At 39.8% G+C, this 17,263-nt stretch carries 18 protein-coding genes; 8 read left to right on the top strand and 10 right to left on the bottom strand.

The genetic code is table 11. From position 1 onward, the window contains the following. The first annotated feature begins 237 nt into the window (after positions 1-237). Both AC1Z3K_RS08160 and AC1Z3K_RS08165 read left to right on the top strand, forming a co-directional pair. A complete protein-coding gene (locus tag AC1Z3K_RS08160) occupies positions 238-2,580 on the top strand; it encodes an ABC transporter ATP-binding protein/permease (RefSeq protein ID WP_461732434.1) in 2,343 nt (780 codons plus the stop codon). Between the two features lie 124 nt (positions 2,581-2,704). Continuing rightward, positions 2,705-3,304, top strand: coding sequence for a TetR/AcrR family transcriptional regulator (locus AC1Z3K_RS08165; RefSeq protein WP_461732435.1), 600 nt, complete (start codon positions 2,705-2,707; stop codon positions 3,302-3,304). Positions 3,305-3,453: 149 nt separating this feature from the next. Here the strand turns inward: AC1Z3K_RS08165 and AC1Z3K_RS08170 are convergent, their stop codons facing one another. The 3 genes from AC1Z3K_RS08170 to AC1Z3K_RS08180 all read right to left on the bottom strand — a co-directional run bounded on the left by AC1Z3K_RS08170 (position 3,454) and on the right by AC1Z3K_RS08180 (position 6,573). Next, the gene (locus tag AC1Z3K_RS08170; protein WP_426082752.1) at positions 3,454-4,836 is read right to left on the bottom strand and encodes an MATE family efflux transporter; all 1,383 of its coding nucleotides are present in this window, start codon (positions 4,834-4,836) and stop codon (positions 3,454-3,456) included. Positions 4,837-5,213: 377 nt separating this feature from the next. Continuing rightward, positions 5,214-5,870, bottom strand: coding sequence for a phage head-tail adapter protein (locus AC1Z3K_RS08175; protein ID WP_461732436.1), 657 nt, complete (start codon positions 5,868-5,870; stop codon positions 5,214-5,216). Positions 5,871-6,084: 214 nt separating this feature from the next. Then, positions 6,085-6,573 carry a GNAT family N-acetyltransferase gene (locus AC1Z3K_RS08180; protein WP_461732437.1) on the bottom strand — a complete coding sequence of 163 codons (489 nt, stop codon included), beginning with the start codon at positions 6,571-6,573 and terminating at the stop codon, positions 6,085-6,087. Between the two features lie 206 nt (positions 6,574-6,779). Here AC1Z3K_RS08180 and AC1Z3K_RS08185 point away from each other — a divergent pair, with 206 nt between their 5' ends. From AC1Z3K_RS08185 to AC1Z3K_RS08205, 5 genes are all read left to right on the top strand, one after another. Continuing rightward, the gene (locus AC1Z3K_RS08185; RefSeq protein ID WP_426082747.1) at positions 6,780-7,649 is read left to right on the top strand and encodes an AraC family transcriptional regulator; all 870 of its coding nucleotides are present in this window, start codon (positions 6,780-6,782) and stop codon (positions 7,647-7,649) included. Next, positions 7,642-8,112 carry a GyrI-like domain-containing protein gene (locus AC1Z3K_RS08190; protein WP_426082745.1) on the top strand — a complete coding sequence of 157 codons (471 nt, stop codon included), beginning with the start codon at positions 7,642-7,644 and terminating at the stop codon, positions 8,110-8,112. The genes AC1Z3K_RS08185 and AC1Z3K_RS08190 overlap by 8 nt, the downstream gene beginning before the upstream one ends. Next, positions 8,105-9,034: an ABC transporter ATP-binding protein gene (locus AC1Z3K_RS08195; protein WP_426082743.1), complete on the top strand. Its 930-nt coding sequence runs from the start codon at positions 8,105-8,107 to the stop codon at positions 9,032-9,034. The genes AC1Z3K_RS08190 and AC1Z3K_RS08195 overlap by 8 nt, the downstream gene beginning before the upstream one ends. Next, positions 9,031-9,774: an ABC transporter permease gene (locus tag AC1Z3K_RS08200; RefSeq protein WP_426082742.1), complete on the top strand. Its 744-nt coding sequence runs from the start codon at positions 9,031-9,033 to the stop codon at positions 9,772-9,774. Before AC1Z3K_RS08195 ends, AC1Z3K_RS08200 begins: the two co-directional genes overlap by 4 nt. A 67-nt stretch (positions 9,775-9,841) precedes the next feature. Then, positions 9,842-10,570, top strand: coding sequence for a DNA alkylation repair protein (locus AC1Z3K_RS08205; RefSeq protein ID WP_461732438.1), 729 nt, complete (start codon positions 9,842-9,844; stop codon positions 10,568-10,570). A gap of 232 nt (positions 10,571-10,802) precedes the next feature. Here AC1Z3K_RS08205 and AC1Z3K_RS08210 read toward each other — a convergent pair whose 3' ends face one another. The 7 genes from AC1Z3K_RS08210 to AC1Z3K_RS08240 all read right to left on the bottom strand — a co-directional run bounded on the left by AC1Z3K_RS08210 (position 10,803) and on the right by AC1Z3K_RS08240 (position 16,395). After that, positions 10,803-11,336, bottom strand: a complete 534-nt coding sequence (locus AC1Z3K_RS08210; RefSeq protein ID WP_426082739.1) for a ClbS/DfsB family four-helix bundle protein — start codon at positions 11,334-11,336, stop codon at positions 10,803-10,805. A 306-nt stretch (positions 11,337-11,642) separates the two neighbouring features. Next, positions 11,643-12,113, bottom strand: coding sequence for a GyrI-like domain-containing protein (locus AC1Z3K_RS08215; protein WP_426082737.1), 471 nt, complete (start codon positions 12,111-12,113; stop codon positions 11,643-11,645). Positions 12,114-12,171: 58 nt separating this feature from the next. After that, positions 12,172-13,047 (bottom strand): helix-turn-helix transcriptional regulator, encoded by an 876-nt coding sequence (locus AC1Z3K_RS08220; protein ID WP_461732439.1) that lies wholly within the window; start codon positions 13,045-13,047, stop codon positions 12,172-12,174. 63 nt (positions 13,048-13,110) lie between these two features. Continuing rightward, on the bottom strand, positions 13,111-13,704 hold the full coding sequence (locus tag AC1Z3K_RS08225; protein WP_426082733.1) for a DUF4291 domain-containing protein: 594 nt from the start codon (positions 13,702-13,704) through the stop codon (positions 13,111-13,113). 331 nt (positions 13,705-14,035) lie between these two features. Next, complete coding sequence (locus AC1Z3K_RS08230; protein WP_461732440.1) at positions 14,036-14,866, bottom strand: MerR family transcriptional regulator; 831 nt, start codon at positions 14,864-14,866, stop codon at positions 14,036-14,038. A 73-nt stretch (positions 14,867-14,939) separates the two neighbouring features. Next, positions 14,940-15,680 carry an ABC transporter permease gene (locus AC1Z3K_RS08235; RefSeq protein WP_461732441.1) on the bottom strand — a complete coding sequence of 247 codons (741 nt, stop codon included), beginning with the start codon at positions 15,678-15,680 and terminating at the stop codon, positions 14,940-14,942. Further along, on the bottom strand, positions 15,673-16,395 hold the full coding sequence (locus AC1Z3K_RS08240; RefSeq protein ID WP_461732442.1) for an ABC transporter ATP-binding protein: 723 nt from the start codon (positions 16,393-16,395) through the stop codon (positions 15,673-15,675). Before AC1Z3K_RS08240 ends, AC1Z3K_RS08235 begins: the two co-directional genes overlap by 8 nt. Positions 16,396-16,573: 178 nt before the next feature. Between AC1Z3K_RS08240 and AC1Z3K_RS08245 the strand changes: the two genes are divergently transcribed. Next, on the top strand, positions 16,574-16,972 hold the full coding sequence (locus tag AC1Z3K_RS08245) for a hypothetical protein (protein ID WP_461732443.1): 399 nt from the start codon (positions 16,574-16,576) through the stop codon (positions 16,970-16,972). The last annotated feature ends 291 nt before the right edge of the window (positions 16,973-17,263 follow it).

The raw sequence follows: 17,263 nt of genomic DNA on the forward strand, positions 1-17,263 counted from the left end.
TTGAAATGGAAAAAATAAATGATGTCTTACTCTAGCAGCTGGATTTGTCGAAAACAGTGGTCAAAAATATTAACTTTTTTATAAGAAAATAATGAAAGCGTTATATGTTTTTATAAAGCTCATTTGTTCATACTCAGTACATAATCCGATGGTAGTCTGACAGAGATAGAAAGAAATCTGTTGTTCTAACTGTTTTAGACAATATGGAACAACAGAGTGAATGAAGGAGAGAGAGTTATGCTTCAGGTAAAAAATATAAAGAAGAGTTATACTACTGGAGAGTTTACCCAGGTCGCTTTAAATGGTGTTAGTATCAATTTTCGGGAAAATGAATTTGTAGCGATTCTAGGTCAGAGTGGCTCGGGTAAAACAACCCTGTTGAATATTATCGGCGGACTGGATCAATATGATAGTGGCGATTTGGTTATCAATGGCAAATCAACAAAGAACTTTAAACAGGGTGAATGGGATGCTTACCGAAATAATAGTGTTGGTTTTATTTTTCAAAGCTATAATCTAATTACCCATTTAAGTATTTTGGATAACGTTGAGATGGGGATGACGCTTAGTGGTGTTTCATCTTCAGAAAAGAAACAGCGGGCAATGGAAGTTTTGGAGAAGGTTGGGCTGAAAGAGCATACCCACAAGAAACCAAATCAGTTGTCAGGGGGGCAAATGCAGCGGGTAGCGATTGCCCGGGCACTGGCAAACGATCCGGATATTATTCTGGCAGATGAGCCGACAGGTGCGTTGGATACTGAAACAAGTACGCAAATAATGGATCTGATTAAAGAGATTGCGGACGATAAGCTGGTTATTATGGTTACGCATAACCCAGAGCTGGCTGAGGAATATGCAGATCGGATTATTAATTTTAGAGATGGTCATGTAGTCGATGATTCAAATCCCTATGAAGAATATGAGCAGGATAATAATTATCAGTTGAAGAAAACGAGCATGAGCTTTTGGACAGCTTTGAAGCTTTCCGGAAAAAATATCGCTACGAAAAAGTGGCGGACTGGTCTGACAGCGTTCGCTGCTAGTATAGGGATTATTGGAATTGCGCTGATTCTGAGTCTTTCCAACGGGTTCCAGAAACAGATTGACTCCTTCCAGAATGATGCACTATCGGAATATCCAATTACGATTTCCAAACAGGCAATGAATATGGATGAAGACGCGATGAAGGAAATGCAGAGCAATTCCCCGACTAGCAAAAAGGAATATGCTAAAACGGATGAGGTAGTGCTGTATAACCCTGCTGAATCAAGTATTCGTCATACAAATAATATCACAGATGACTATATTGATTATCTAGGTGGTATTGATAGTGGACTAGCCAGCAGTATTGGCTACACACGTGTTGTCGGAATGAACCTTGTTAGGGAGGTCGACGGCTCTGCTCAACTAGTTAATTTTAATGCAGATGAGACCAGCGGAGGCGGCATGGGCGGATTATCAAGCATGAGTAATGCGGGCCTGTCTTCTTATCCAGTAACGACGGGCGGATCAATAAATGGATATTTGAAAAAGAATTATGATGTGATGGCTGGGAGCTATCCTGAAAATACCGATGACATTATTTTGGTCATTGATAATAAAAACCGTGTAGATGAAACGATTCTAAAAAATCTAGGCTTTGATATTACAGATAAAGAAGGAATTGATTTTAATGATATCGTTGGGACTGAACTGAAGCTGGTTGGAAACAATGACTACTATTCTAAAACTGACTTTGGCAACTATGTACCAAAAAATGATTACGAAGATATGTACAAAAATTCTACAAGAACATTGAAAATTAGTGGAATTCTTCGTCAAAAAGAAGATACACAAGTTGCTATTCTAAGCAGCGGAATTGCGTACAGCGATCAGCTGGTAGAAGAAATTATCGATGCAGAAAAGGATTCTGCAATTGTGAAAGATCAAAAGGATTCAGATGTCAATGTAATGACAATGGAAAAATTGGATGATACAACAAAACAATCCACGTTAGCTTATCTAGGCGGAGACAGTATGCCCCAAATGGTGTTTATCTATCCGACGAACTTTGAAGCAAAGGATGAGATTGTTAAATATTTGGACAAATACAATGACGGCAAAGATAATGCAGATAAAATCGTATACACTGACCTGGCTCAAACCATGACAGATATGACCGGTGGGATTATGGACGGTATTACTATCGTACTTATTGCTTTTGCCTCAATATCATTAGTTGTTTCTCTAATCATGGTGGGGATTATTACCTATATTTCTGTTTTGGAAAGAACGAAAGAAATTGGCGTTCTGCGTGCCTTAGGAGCCAGAAAGAAAGATATTACCCGGGTGTTTAATGCGGAAACGCTGATTATTGGTTTGTGCTCAGGCTTGCTGGGGATCTTGATTGCCTATCTGCTGACGCTGCCGACAAACATTATATTAGAAGACATGACAGGCTTAACTAATGTTGCACAGCTAAACCCGGTGCATGCACTGCTGCTGATTACAATCAGTGTTGTGCTGACATTACTGGGGGGAGCACTTCCAGCGAGATGGGCAGCTAAGAAAGACCCTGTTGAAGCACTAAGATCAGAATGATGAAATAGCCATAGCAGAGCCGCTCTTAAAAACAGGAAAAGAGCGGCTCTGCTTTTATTTATTCTATTGTGACAGAGTATCGCTTTTATGCTATTCTTAATGAAAAAGAAGGGAGAGAAAGCCGATGCCGAATCCAACATTTGAAAATCTGAATCAACATAGAAAAGAAGAAATTATCTCAGTTGTTCTTCAGGAATTTGAAGATCGGAGTTTAAATCAAGTGAAGGTTGCAGAGCTTATCAAGCGGTTAGGAATCTCTCGCGGTGCTTTTTATAAATATTTCGAAGATTTAGATGATCTCTATTTATACCTGCAAAGTTATTTTTCTGAGATTATTCATAGAGATATTATGAATTGTATTATGGAAAATCAGCAAAGGCTTTTTTACGGGATTGAGCGGTATCTAAAGCGTGTCGCAGAAATGAACCGCAATTCTGATTATTGGCGGGGAATTAAGCTGCTGGTGTTGGGCTCCAAAACCAGTTATTCGATGGAAACCATCGACATGGAAGAGTCGCCGATGATTCGAGCTTGGTTTTCTTTACTAGATAAAAATAATCTACACATGAACAGCGGAGAAGAAAAAATCTCCTTTTTATTCTTTTCAATGGAACTGGTAATGGATTTGTTGAGCAGCTTTCTGTTGAATGATTGGGAATCAGAACGGCTGCTGAAGGAATATAATTTTCGTGTAGCTTGGCTCTCTCATGGACTGACTAAATAATTAATAAGAGAAGAATTAAGCAAAAGCGAGCGGTTTATTTAGGAAGAAGCTAGGTCTGTGGTCACTCATCCCCAGCATCGTATGAATAAGAATTGTTATCTCAACATTAAAGAGCTGTACCAAACAATTCGTTTGATACAGCTCTTTTTTTACGGTTTAGCGATGACTTTTTGATTTAGTGGTTGTTCAAGAGTAGTTTCTTCATCCAGCTTTCTGAGGCGCTTGACCGCTTTGATATAGGAAGCAACTAAAACGACTGTAGAGCCAATCCATGCAAGAGGAGACGCTGCAGCTGCTCCTGTGAATCCAAATAAAGCAGTTAGGAAGATTGCAGCAAAGGAACGCATAAACAACTCCATAATACCTGCAAGTGTTGGAATCACCGTTTGCCCCAGTCCTTGCAGTGTATAGCGGACAACCAGCAGTATAGCGAGCACCCAGTAGAGACTGCCGTTAATATTGAAATAGACTTGTGCCAGATTTAAAACCTGAGTCTCACTAGAGCTGACAAATAGAGTAACCAGCGGTTTGCCGAAAAGAATCACAATACTGCCGGCAAGAATACTAAAGCCGATACTTAAGAATAAGGCACTTTTAACTCCTTGCAAAATCCGTCCGTATTTTTTGGCACCATAGTTTTGGGCGGTAAAGGTTGCCATGGTGATGCCGAAGGACATCATCGGCTGAATCGCAAACTGATCAATTTTACCTGAGGCAGCCTGAGCAGCAACGACATCTGTTCCTAAGCTATTGAGAGCTCCCTGCAGAATGATAGCGCCAATTGCAATGATGGAGGTTTGAAAAGCCATCGGCAGGGCGGCGTTTAAATGATCTCTAATTTCAGACCGCTCAAAAGAGAAATCCTTCCTCCGTATTTGAAGATTGGGAATTTTCTTTTGAATGTAAAATACACAAAGAATGCTGGCAACGACCTGTGCGGTAACAGTAGCCACCCCAGCTCCAGCTACCCCCATATGAAAGTTGATGATTAAAACCAAATCCAATACAACGTTGACAATACTGGCAACAATCAGAAAGACTAGTGGTGTTCGGCTGTCTCCCAAGGCACGAATGACATTGGACAATAAGTTAAACGCCATCGCAGCAAAAATTCCGATAAGAATGATTGAGATGAAGGTTTGTGCATCATCAAGAATCTCTACAGGAGTCTGCATCAGTAAAAGCAGCGGCCGAACAAAAATAAGACTAAGAATAGTAAGAATCACTGTGATGATACTGCTAATCAAAATGCTGGTAGCAAAGCTGCGTTTGACTCCTTGATAATCCCGAGCACCAAAACGCTGGGCGGTTATGATTGAGAGTCCTGAAGTCAATCCTTGAGCAAATCCGATAATTAGAAAAGTAATACTGCCGGTTGCACCAACAGCAGCCAAAGCATTTTTGCCTAAAGTCTGCCCGACAATTATCATGTCAGCCATATTATAAAACTGTTGGAAGATGTTTCCAATCAGTAATGGTATTGTAAAAAGAAAGATGAGTTTTAACGGTTTTCCAGTTGTTAGTTCTTTCATAAAAATAACCCCTTTGATTAGTTGGACAGCAACGAGAATCAAATACTTTAGCCTATATTACTCATTTTTCAGAAAATGTCTACACATTTTTTTGAAAATGGATGTTTTCTAATAAAACTTTTTCAGTTTGATAATAATATAACTGAATAGAGGAAATAACAAGGGGTTTTAGGAATGTTTTTTTGAAAAAATTGAATGGATAAAAAGTAATCAGCTTTTTATTGGAAAATTCCCTCTTAATAACAAAAAACAGCCGGATTGGCTGTTTTTAAAGTATAGAGCTTATTAGGCATAGAGGAAAGCATATAAACGCAGCCGCTTGTTGCCGGCTGTTAATCGTAATGGAAACAGGAGCAGACACCAGTTTTTTTCGGAAGTTATTTATATAGCTTGTTTTTAATACGCAGGCTGGCAGCAGTATGCATGATCCAGTGACGTGAAAAGGGCATTTGGATAAGTCCTTTGATGTCTTTTTTACACCAGTAGTCAATAAGCCAGCAAGCATTCTCATTGTCACTCACTACGTGTAATGCTTTAAGGAGCAGCTTGCTTTCCTCAGTCATTTTTCGCTTTAAATCGGGATACGACAGCTTTTTCAGCATAGCATCTGTACTGTCTTTTACAGCAGCGGCATAGTGATAGAGCTCTTCTATATCCAATGTATCAGAGAAGTCAGCAATCTGCTGTTTTACAAGTTCATTTCCAGTAGTGATAATAGATGCGCCAATCCGTTCCTGGTAATTCCCTGTAAAGAAAATCTGATCTTCACCTTTTATAAGAGAGTGGGTAACAATATCTTCAATTCTGAAAATGTGCCATATGGAATAAGCAATGGTTTTGTTATGGTATCCTTTGGCGTTGATAAAAGGAATGGCCTTAAAATCCTCCAAAGTCAGTTCTTCCTTCAGTTGATAGAGTACCTCCATCACAGATTTCCGCAGTTCCAGCAGCGTCTTTATGCCATCATCAAATGTAGCTTCTTTTTTCAGTTGTACCTGCATAGTTTTATTCATTTCCGACCAATCGTTAGTCATTTATTCTCACCTCGTAATTTTTGATTTAATTATAGGTAAAATGAAGAAGATGCAGTGCTTTTTTATAAGCATACAATTAATGCACACCTTAAAATACCTATTGATTATTTTCTCAGAACAGCCAACTCGGCTGTTTTTTTAGGAATTTCATGTATCTTGTCTGTTTAAAAAGAGATAAAGCCGCAACCGTTCCCATCTATATTGTAGACACAGATTATTCTTTGTATTCAGCGATGTCTATCGCCTTTATATAGACTTTCTCCCCATAGTCATCAGTTTCAGAATAGGTAAAACCGAGCTTTTCCAGTAAGCGGATGGAGGCTTGATTTTCCGGAAGAACCCCGGCTTTGATTTGTCGGCAGCCATGTGTGCTGAGGGAAGCGAGTACAGCACTGACTACTTCACTAGCATAGCCTTTCCGGGCTTGAGCTGGTGTGATAGTGTAACCCAGCCAGAAAGTACTATCTTCTTGTTTTAAGTAAATATCGCCAATCAACTCATTCGTTTTTCGATTGCTTACTGCAAATTGCGCACCTTTTGCAAAGTCGGGTTTCGTTAGCAGAAATGCTTGGTATTCTATTTTGCTCAGTCCTTTGAACCCCTGATGAATCATCCAATCCAGATTATTTCGATAAAGCATAAAGTTATCAATATCCTTTTCTTCAAAAGGTCGGACTAGGCAGCGTTGTGTTTGTATGTACATGACAGCTCCTTTAATGTTTCTTTTTCTTTATTCTATACTAAATAAAAAGAAACAGAAAGTTTATTTCAGTGTTGAAATAAGCGGGTGTTTAACGGAGAATAGCTAACCGCCGGGCATTTTGATAGAAGCTCGCAAAACATGTTTATTTATTGAGAGGTCTATAAATTTTATTCATGCTAGACTTGAAATCAAGGAGGTGTTTAGGAATGATGGAACATTTTGATCAAGTCCTATCTTATATTGAGAAACAGTTGAAAGGAGAGATAAATTCGCAGAAAATTGCTAGAATTTCCGGCTGTACGTTTGCTTCGTTTCAAAAAATGTTTTCTTATATTGTCGGCATTCCTTTATCCGAATATATTCGACGCAGAAAGATGAGCCGGGCAGTTTTTGATTTGCTGGAAGGGAAAAAGATTTTGACTGTATCCAAAGAATATGGATATCATTCGCCGACAGCATTTAACCGGGCCTTTCAGTCTATTCATGGTTTCCCGCCTTCTGAAGTAGTACATAGAAAGGAAGAACTGACTATCTATCCAAGATTGCGGCTATCGCTTAGTGTTTCTGGCGGAGAACAGTTTCAGTATCGTTTGGAGGAAAAACCTACACTTTTCTTTGTAGGTAAGAAGTATCCGTTAAGTTCTGATATTGAGAGGAATTTTCACGAAGTTCCCTTTATTTGGCAGAATTTTATGGGGAGCGAGCTAGAGCAGCAGCTTGTAGAATACCGCAAACAAAATCAAAGTCCAATCTTCGGTATAGCAGTAGCTGAAAAAGCACAGCCTGCTCATTACTATATAGGTGTTTTCAAGCAGCTTGAAGCTGACTGCCCGGATGGATTAGAAGAACTAGTCTTACCGGCTCAGCGCTGGCTGCTGCTAAAAGGTCAGGGAAGCATGCCAGAGGCAGTACAGCAGCTGTACAGAAGGTTTTATCAAGAATGGCTGCCGGTGTCAGCGTATGAATATGAGCTGAAAACAGATGTGGAGGTTTATCCTTCTCAACAGGAGATGCACAGTAGTCAAAGCTGCGAGCTTTGGCTGCCTATCAGAAGAAAGGAGCTTAGCAATGAGTGAGCAAATTAGTATAAAGAATATTGAACCTGTAAGAGTTGCTTACAGAAGCTATCAGGGAGATGTGCGTTCAGCTGGAAAGCTGATGCCGTCAATTTTTAAAGCAATCAGAGGGAGAAATACAGGAGCTCCTTTCTTTTGTATCTACAAAACAGATCCTAAAACAAAAATCGGCGAGGTTGAGCTCTGTGTACCAACTGCAGAACAACCGGCAGCAGCGGATGTGGGCATAAAAACATTTCCTCAGATGCGGGCACTTAGCCTAATTCATAAAGGAAGTTACGATACGCTGGCTGCCGCCTATAAACAGCTATCCGTTTATATTCAGAAAAATGATTTGACTGTAACAGGGGCTTGCCGAGAGGTCTACATTAAAGGTCCGGGTGCATTGTTTAAAGGAAATCCGGCAGGATATATCACAGAGATTCTGATGCCTGTTGTTTGGGAGGAGCAAGAAGATGATTGAAGTAAAGGGAGTCACAAAACGATATAAGACAGGTGTGACTGCGCTTAATCATCTGGATTTACAAGTCAATGAAGGAGAGATATTCACTTTGCTTGGTAAAAATGGTGCGGGAAAATCTACTCTGATTGATTGTCTGACTACGGTCTGTCAGCCAACTGCTGGTTTAATCCGCATAGGTGGTGAAGAGTTGACCGAAAGAAACGTTTTTGCCATTCGACGACAGATTGCCTGTGTAGGTCAGCAGATTTCTATTGATACGTTTTTGACACTGAAAGAAAATATGCAGCTTCAAAGCAAGCTTTACCAAGTAGAAAAGGCAGCTGCTGAAAAAAGGATAGCTGAGCTGATTGAAATCTTTGAGCTGGAGGGGTACACGGAACATCCGATTATAAGCTATTCAGGGGGTGTAAAAAGGCGGCTGGATATTGCGATGAGTCTGGTTTCATCGCCAAAAGTAATTTTTTTAGACGAACCGACTGTAGGCCTGGATGTCTTTTCCCGCAAGGCACTTTGGGGCTGTATCCGTAAAATCAACACGGTCTTAAAAACCACGGTCTTTTTGACAACGCATTACTTGGAGGAAGCCGAGGTCTTGAGTGATCGTATTTTTATCATGGATAAGGGTCGAAAAGTGATTGCAGGCAGTCGGCAGGAGCTAACGGAGTATCTGCAGCAGCGTGTGATCCAGTTGACTTTTGACACAGCACAGGAACAACAACAGGCCTACGCAGTGTTGCTTCAAGAAAACCTAAAAGCTGCAAAGCAAGAAAGAAAACAGCTACGGGTAGAATCTGAAAATATTCAGCTGATTACAGAATTATTACTTAAGAAAAAGCTGGCATTTAGTGGTATTCAGTTAAAACGGCCTTCATTGGAGGAGATATTTATTGAGATTCTTTCAGAAAAGGAGCTGGAAAAATGAGTCTAAAAAGTTTGCTTTGGCGCAACATGAAATGGCGCTATCATTACCGGGTTACCGTTTTTGTTACGATTATTCAGCCCTTAATCTGGCTGCTGTTGTATAGCACGGTAGTCTCAGGAGCGGACAGAGTAGCATACACCTCTTTTATTTTGCCGGGAATCATGATTTTAGTGATGCTTGGCGCCTGCAGCAGCAGTGGAATGATGAATTACATGACTAAAAACGAAGGTAGTTTTCAGCGGCTGTTAAGAGCACCTGTATCTAGGACGAGTATCATCAGTGCACAGAATCTTGAAGCGGTTGTTTTATCATTTATTGAAATTTTCTTGTTGATGATTATTAGTCTGGGGTTGTCAGTTCGGTTTCAGCTATCAGTATCAGGGGGACTTTTAGCAATCCTGATTCTCTTTTTAACTGGTTTTTTCATGGCAAATGTTGCCTACAGCATCAGTCTGAAGCTGCCAAATGAAATCATCTATGAAACCGTGATGAATATGATTGTGCTGCCGCTGTTTTTTGCGAGTACGGCCCTGCTTCCGTTAGAGAATATTTCTGACGGAATTCGCTGGCTGGTCCTGCTGAACCCGTTTACCCATGTGATTGAAGCTCTCCGCAGATTATTAAATGGGCAGTCTCTGCCGCTGAAGAATACCTTGTTTTTAATTATCCTTTTAGTGGTTTTATGTATCATGGGACTGCTTTTTTCAAAGCATATGCTGAAAAAGGAAAGCAGTAAATAGTGGTTTCTTTTCCGGATTTTCTATAGTAAAGTGAAAGAAAATAATTTAGCTGAAAGAGGGGAAGCAGTTGACTGATAAAAAGGGGACAGCAATCGAAGATGTCCTGACCTATTTGAAGGAACACGCCTCGGAAAAGTATAAGAACAATGTTGTTAAACTGGGGATTCCAGAAAAGGAAACATTGGGTGTGGGGACAGCAGATTTGAGAAAATTTGCTAAAAAGCTGCCTAAGGATAAAACGTTTATTTTAGCCTTATGGGCTACTGGATATCATGAATGCAAAATACTAGCTGTTTTGGCTCTGCAGCCGGCTGACTATACTGAAAAGGAAATTGAGACATTTATGTCAGGAATTCAGTCGTGGGACTTGTGTGATTTATTTTGTAAAACAGTGCTGATTGCACGCGCAGATTACGATAGTTGGATTAGAAGCTGGATTGATAAAGAAGAGTTGTATTATAAGCGGGCAGCATTTACGCTAATTGCCAGTACATCTGTTCATGTCAGTCTGACGAATGAAGAAATTCAAGACTATCTAACACTGATTAGAAAGTATTCAGCAGATGAACGCCTGCTGGTCAAAAAGGCTGTATCCTGGGCATTGAGAGAGCTGGGGAAAACGAATGAACAAGCGAAGGAATGGAGTATTGAAACTGCAGAGATTCTTACAAAGCAGACGGATAAAGGTCAACAATGGGCTGGGAAAGATGCGTTGAAGGAACTGTCTACCCTTGTAAGAACAGAAGGACGTACTCGGCTAATATCTTCCAAATCGAAAATGGGTAGAGCGCTTTAGCTATCAGTTTTAGCTATAAATAAGTCTTCAACGCTTTCTACTCCTAAAAACCGAATAAATAGCGGTCCCAAAGCTGTAGCTTTGGCAATAAGCCGGACTATATGAAAATGGAGCCATTTTCATATAGTCCGGCTTATTTCTGAGAAACACAGTGAGGCATGAGCTGATGTTAAACAGTACCTCCCTGGTTCTTGAAGCAAAACACTTTTGATTACCCCCTTTAATAGACACCTCAGGAAATAGATTTTTTGAATTTCTTTATTTTCTTAAGAGCCCATTCATAGTGACTTGAGGTTGTAGAGACAAAGTAGCTGCCTAGAGTAGAGCCGCCAACCCATGCGAATACGCCTTTAGAGAATAATTCATCGTTTGAAAATCCCTCTGCCAGCTTCATGACTTTTGCGTGACTAGCTTTGAGAAGGGCCAAGGCTTCAGCGTAAGAACTGTCTTTGTTTTGTTCCATAAATTCCACATTCATCGCACCGTATGACCGCCAATTGTAGCCTTCTTTAAGAAACTGTTTATGCTCTCCAGCCATATTTGATTCTACCCAGTCTAATAGTAACTGATGCCATTCATATAGGTGAATTAGCACATCGTGAACGTTTCTGTCTCTATTCCAATGCTCACCCTTTTCCTTACTTACGTCAAAAGAGAAATCTGCTGTTTGCTGTTCAGCTGATAGTGAATCTAGTAAGGTCGTCAGCTCATTAAAGTTTGTTTCTCCCGCAGTGATAAGATCGTTTTTTGTAGTTGGTCTAGCCATTTTTAGTCTCTCCTTTTAGTTCATAATTTATATTCATAATTAACTTCTGTCTTAATTATCAACTGTTCCCTAAGGTACGAGTCAAGAGGTATTTTTTCATTTTTAATGACAATCGCTAATTAGAGGAACAAACATACAGCTGCTGATTTTCGATTTACTTATAAAACGACGGAGAATATGGGCGATACTCTTACTTCCTTCTGTTTTTAGGCGATTTTATTTTCCCAGTCAGTAGGTGTTAACACTCAAAAAGGTGTTGGCAGATGTTCCGCCAACACAAAATATTCAGGTTTTATAGAATTATTTTTAATAATAAGGAAGCTCTATGATGGTTTCCTGTTTTGATTCGTCTATTTCTTCGTCACTAAGATAATATTCATAACAATAGTGCATGAAGTTATCTCCGTTTTCCTTGATCTGATTAAGCAAGGCATCATAGATGGGAACCATATCGTCATATTTACCCACATAATGTACAGACAATGCTTTGTAGGAAGGCAGTACATATGAAACGATGCCGTCTTTTTCCGGAAGCAGCTGATCTACAGGAAAGCCGATTTCCATTTCCATCTGAGACTCATCAATTTTTCCATCATCATCCATATTTTTAAAGGAAACAAAAGGGTTGCTAAGTATATTGGCCCCTTGTTCGCTAATATACTTACCTAGCTTCATAAAGGTTGGACCAATAATAGTTGGCAGCTCTGTAACAACCAGTCCTTTTTGCGTGAAAGAAACAATTTTTTGTTCAGGTTTTGTGATTTTTTCAATAATCATAGGTACACTCCTCTCGTTTTTTTTATTCTAACATGGAGAAGTGCCATACCATGTCATATTATAAATTGTTTTCTAAAAAATATTTTGCATGTGCACAAATTTTTTCTTTAACCCAGAGAGGTTCGATAATTTTGACATTGCGGCCGAACGGCAGTAAAAAGCTATAGAGTTCGTCCAGCTCTGTAAATTCAAACGTAATATTATAGCTGTTATCTGGATTGACACTTACCTCATCATAAAAAAAACGGTCATATTGGTTATAGGCGATACGCTTGCTGAATTGAAGAGTCACTTTAAACTTGTCAAAAAGATTATCGATACTTTCGGGTAATTTAGGATGAAAGTATTCATCTAGTATGGTGATGCTTTTTATACAGTCGATTCGAAAAAGCTGATGCTCCTTTTTTTCAGGTACATAGCCTAGAAGAAACCAGCTTTGACTTCTAAAAATAATTTTCAGTGGTTCCGCAGTAATCAGCATGGTCTGCCCATAGCGGCTATAAAAGATAAACGTGATTTTTCTTACCAGCAAAATGGCTTTTTTCAATTGAGAAAAGGTGTTGTTGTTATGGGGCAGCGTGGCAGGTAGAGTGAGCTCCAGCCAATCCGTCAAATCAAAGGCGGATTCGAATTTGCGCATTAATTCATCCGTCTCAAGAATTCCCAGTGATTTAAGCAGGTTTAATGCCAAAAAAAGGTCATCCTTTTCTTCATTTCCTAAAAGTGCCTGATCTAAAGTGAAAGAATCCTCTAGAAAAATTCCGCCGTTTTTCCCCTTGACTGAATAAACAGGAATGCCAGAGACACTTAAAGTGTCAACATCTCTGTAGATTGTTCGAACCGATACGCTGAAACGTTCCGCCATTTCTTTTGCGGTTGTTTTTTTCCGGTAGAGCAGAATCAAAATAATTTCCAGTAAACGATTGATTTGCATAGAATCACCTCAAGTTGTCTTTTTCGGCTGCTTCTTAACAGAAGGTTTACACCTCTTGGTTGGTTAATGACTTGTTTCTTGAATACCTAAGATTCTTTTTTCCTCTACTGATAAAGGAAACTCATTTTCTTTAGGAAGAGCGGTCATATCAAAGCTGCCGGCATCAATTTGATTTTTCATCTGGTGAACTTCCTCGGTGATATCGGTGATGTTCGTTGTCCAGTGCCGGACATATTTTTCTACCATTTTCCCTCTTAGACCGAGCTGGATTGCTTTTCGTTCCATTTTTTCCAAATGAAGGTCTTTGTCGGGATCCCATTGGCAGCGTACTTCAGAGCTTTTCACTTTTTTCTGCCAGCTCTCATAGCTTGGATACAACTGTTCATCGTAAGTTGAAAGAACAACATGCTTCAACAGCTCTCTGAAACCGTCAATTGTTATGTCGATTGCCAGCACTCGTTCTTGCCCTTCTTTTGATGCCCAGCCGGAACGATACATCATCCATAGGAAGGAAGGCTTAATCCAGGTCATGCGCTCCAGCTTAAAAGAAGGACCGAAATGACCTAACGAAGTAGCCTCTGCGGCAATTTTATGATTATAGGCTTGGTAAACTCTAATCGTTTCTGAATTAAATGATGCGTAAATCTTTTTTTCCATAATAGACTCCTAACACAATTTGTTACCTTTTATTATATAGGAGCTGCTGAGAGATAAAAAGAAAACCATAGATTATTTTAAAGAAAGACGGGAAAATGTTTAACCACAGCAGCGTGGTATGAAGAAAATAGCTGCTGAACCAACGAATTGTTATCTAGACTTATGAAATAAGCTGTTTTCTTCTCCAAAAAACTTGGAACAAAAGCCAGCAATTTTCTGCTTTTTGTTCCAAGCCTCAAAGGTTTCTTCAGTTTTTTCCTGCCAATATACTTTGAGGCAGAGTCTAAAATATTTCGTTTTTTCACTTCCCCTTCTGTTCCAGCTGTTTCTTCTATGCTTTCTGAACAGGGAACTGAATTTCAGTCAGCCAGTCTTCTTCGCTATCTTTGTTCCAGATGCCGTCAATATAATTTTCACGGGGAGATTCCATCAGTTGATAGTTATTAACTTCAATAAAATGGACCAATGCGGCATAGGCTTGAGGTAGTCCAGCATAAGAACCCTTATGCAGAACGCATACAGCTGTTTCAACCTCTGGAAGCTCTTTAAAGGTAATAAGCTCACTATCGGTTCCCATTTCAGTAACGGACTGACAAATTTCAACATCGATGTTTTCTTCACGGTATTCATGATCGTGATACACGTTGAAACAATACTCAGGTTCAGCGCATTCACAGTTGAGGCGCTCCATTTCAGCACCCATTGCTGGTACATAGGAGAAAACTGCATTATATGTAGGCAGTATTGTTCTCATGGAAGCCACAATTACTTTCGGCAGGCTCTTTATCACCACATGATAGTGCTGAACAGCATCTTTTGAGAGAAGATAGCCTTCCAGCTGTGCCAACATGGCTGTTCGTTCCGCAATTTCTTTCATAATTTGCTGCTTTTTTCTTTGCAGCAGCGTGGCTTCGTCCACGCCATTTTGCACCTGTTTGATTTCTTCAAGAGTATAGCCAATCTTACGTAAAGCCAGAAGCTGATGGAGAGCCGGCAGCTGGCTGGAACTATAATAGCGGTAGCCGTTTTCCGGATCGATGTATTGGGGCTTTAGAAGGTCGACATCATCATAATGACGCAAAGCCTTGATTGTCACATGATTCATTTTTGAAAAAATCCCGATTCTGTATAATTTTTCTTCTTCTTTACAGTCTGTACTCATTGGACTCACCCTTTCAGAATAGCTGAAGCAGAAATTTCCTGCCTCAGCATAACGTCTATTGCTTTATTAGAAGCTACTCCCAGCGGAATAATTTGACAGCTAGACTGCCGCACAGCAGTGTAATACCCAGCATCAATAGAACAATCAACAGCGGATTCCCAACAGGTTCATTGATAGTCACTGACTTCAGCAGTTTAATCCCCTGAGTCAAAGGTAAAACACTGGCTACCTGTTGCAGTGCTTTGGGAAATAGCTCAAAAGGAATCATTGCCCCTGATAGAAACAGCATTGGAAAATAAACAAAGCTGCAGACTACATTAGCAATTTTTAATGTTGGGCAAAGGCTGGCAATCAACATACCAATACTGTACATAGCAATCATCACCAAAAAATATGCGCCAATCAGCTGCAGCCAACTGCCGTTCATCTGGTAGCCCAAAAAAGCAGTACTAACTAAAATGATTGTTCCGGCTGAAAGCAAGGCTGTGAGCATGCCGATAAAAAATTGTGCTGCCAAAATGAGCAGGGGACTGATTGGTGTGACGCGGTAATGCTTCAATATCTTTTTATCGCGATAATCACAAATTGTCAATGGAATACCCATAAATGCAGTCGCACAAATCCCAACTGCAAGTAAGGAGCTGAAACTGCTGTCCAAAAACGTGTAGCTGCCTTGAGCAACCTGCTGATTTCCAGCGATTGTTGCGATTAAGACTAATACACCTAGAGGCATGCCCACCCCAAAGAGGAGGCCATCGAAGGAACGTAGAGCCTGCTTTCCTTCGATTTTAACTAAAGTCAGAAATTTATGCATAGCTGATTCCCTCCATATGCTTTAAATAGGCTTCTTCTAAATGCTCCGCTGATGCTGCCTGAATAATTGCTTCTACCGTTCCTTCTACTACTTTTTTACCTTTGTTTATTAAGTAGAGATAGTCACATAAAGCTTCGGCTTCTTCCATATAATGGGTTGTTAAGAACATTGTCAGGCCCGCAGCCTTCAGCTGTTTTAAGATTGTCCAAACTTCTCTGCGGGCCTCAGTATCCAAGCCGGTTGTTAATTCATCCAGAAAAATAATTTCGGGATTGGGAATCAGTGCCAAAATAATGGACAGTTTTTGTTTCTCACCACCGGACAGCTTATTGACCGGTTGTTTTTCATATTGTGAAAGGTGGAACAGTTCTAATAGCTCCCGATAATCTCTGGGCTGTCTATAGAGGACAGATATTTCTTCGCAAAGCTCAGCTACTCTGATAGCCGGCTGATAGCTGGAAGACTGAAGCTGGACACCGATTTTTTGGAATATCTCCTTTCGATTTTTACCAGGCGTGGTTCCTAAGAGTGTTACCTCACCGTCGTCAAACTGCTTGATACCTAAAAGACATTCAATAGTCGTTGTCTTTCCAGCACCGTTAGGACCCAGCAGACCAAATACCTGTCCTTTTTCGACTGAAAATGTTAGCTGATTGATTATTGTTTTGTTTTTGATTGTTTTGCTCAAATCCTTGACTACTATGCAATGATTCATTGTAACTCCTCCCTTCAAAACCAATATATATCCTCCTGTAAGGGGAGGGTCAAGGGAAGGGGATGAAAAAATTTTTTGAAATTATTTGTGTAAAATGCTTCCGTTGCTCTTGACTTAAAGTTGGGTTTAAGGTTTAGACTTAGGATAGTTGATAGGTATAAGATTTGGAGGGAGAATAATGCAAAAAACAACCACTGTATTGCTGGTTACCGATCGGCCGCAGCAATCCTTTGATGTCGTTAAAATTTTGTATGACAAGCTTGTACAAGTAATGACTGAAAATCAGGAATTTAAACTGTTGCTTGCTTCTTATGAGGAAATGAAAGAAAGGTTTATTTCTGCGGATATTGTGTTGTTGGGTTATCCCAATCAAGCATTAATCGCTCGATTGTCCTATCTATATGGGAAGACCAGCTACGTTGATCTAATCGATTTATCTGCCTATAGTGTGATAGATGCCCAGCGCTTGAAGAGACAAATTTTGACGATTGATCAGTTGACAAAAGAAGCGTTTAACGACCATCATCAGTTAAAATGGAATATTCTTTGTACATTAAAAAAAAAGAGTCGTAAGTAACTTTATAGCCATAGCAGCCAAACAGCAATAGATGGTTGATGGTTACTAACAAGATAAGAGTGATGAAAATATTGTCAGAAAAGATTAGAATGTAGAAGATTGAGTCTGGGACATAAATAAAATCCCAGACTTCGGGCATCCCTAAAACCGAATAAGCGGTCTTCAAAAAGCAACCCCTTGAAAATGAGCCGAATAATCTCAAAAATAGGAGAAGCTACAGGTAGGTATCAATCAACAGCTACTCGGTTTCCCGTAGTGTTTCTTGACAATTTTTGGATTATTCGGCTTATT

Source organism: Enterococcus sp. LJL128, from assembly GCF_056924295.1.

Coding starts and splice junctions, on each gene's coding strand:
- AC1Z3K_RS08175 (WP_461732436.1), bottom strand. CDS start 5,870: ATGACTAACGATTGGTCGGAAATGAATAAAACTATGCAGGTACAACTG.
- AC1Z3K_RS08165 (WP_461732435.1), top strand. CDS start 2,705: ATGCCGAATCCAACATTTGAAAATCTGAATCAACATAGAAAAGAAGAA.
- AC1Z3K_RS08185 (WP_426082747.1), top strand. CDS start 6,780: ATGATGGAACATTTTGATCAAGTCCTATCTTATATTGAGAAACAGTTG.
- AC1Z3K_RS08210 (WP_426082739.1), bottom strand. CDS start 11,336: ATGGCTAGACCAACTACAAAAAACGATCTTATCACTGCGGGAGAAACA.
- AC1Z3K_RS08195 (WP_426082743.1), top strand. CDS start 8,105: ATGATTGAAGTAAAGGGAGTCACAAAACGATATAAGACAGGTGTGACT.
- AC1Z3K_RS08245 (WP_461732443.1), top strand. CDS start 16,574: ATGCAAAAAACAACCACTGTATTGCTGGTTACCGATCGGCCGCAGCAA.
- AC1Z3K_RS08200 (WP_426082742.1), top strand. CDS start 9,031: ATGAGTCTAAAAAGTTTGCTTTGGCGCAACATGAAATGGCGCTATCAT.
- AC1Z3K_RS08190 (WP_426082745.1), top strand. CDS start 7,642: ATGAGTGAGCAAATTAGTATAAAGAATATTGAACCTGTAAGAGTTGCT.
- AC1Z3K_RS08240 (WP_461732442.1), bottom strand. CDS start 16,395: ATGAATCATTGCATAGTAGTCAAGGATTTGAGCAAAACAATCAAAAAC.
- AC1Z3K_RS08170 (WP_426082752.1), bottom strand. CDS start 4,836: ATGAAAGAACTAACAACTGGAAAACCGTTAAAACTCATCTTTCTTTTT.
- AC1Z3K_RS08160 (WP_461732434.1), top strand. CDS start 238: ATGCTTCAGGTAAAAAATATAAAGAAGAGTTATACTACTGGAGAGTTT.
- AC1Z3K_RS08225 (WP_426082733.1), bottom strand. CDS start 13,704: ATGGAAAAAAAGATTTACGCATCATTTAATTCAGAAACGATTAGAGTT.
- AC1Z3K_RS08215 (WP_426082737.1), bottom strand. CDS start 12,113: ATGATTATTGAAAAAATCACAAAACCTGAACAAAAAATTGTTTCTTTC.
- AC1Z3K_RS08230 (WP_461732440.1), bottom strand. CDS start 14,866: ATGAGTACAGACTGTAAAGAAGAAGAAAAATTATACAGAATCGGGATT.
- AC1Z3K_RS08220 (WP_461732439.1), bottom strand. CDS start 13,047: ATGCAAATCAATCGTTTACTGGAAATTATTTTGATTCTGCTCTACCGG.
- AC1Z3K_RS08180 (WP_461732437.1), bottom strand. CDS start 6,573: ATGTACATACAAACACAACGCTGCCTAGTCCGACCTTTTGAAGAAAAG.
- AC1Z3K_RS08235 (WP_461732441.1), bottom strand. CDS start 15,680: ATGCATAAATTTCTGACTTTAGTTAAAATCGAAGGAAAGCAGGCTCTA.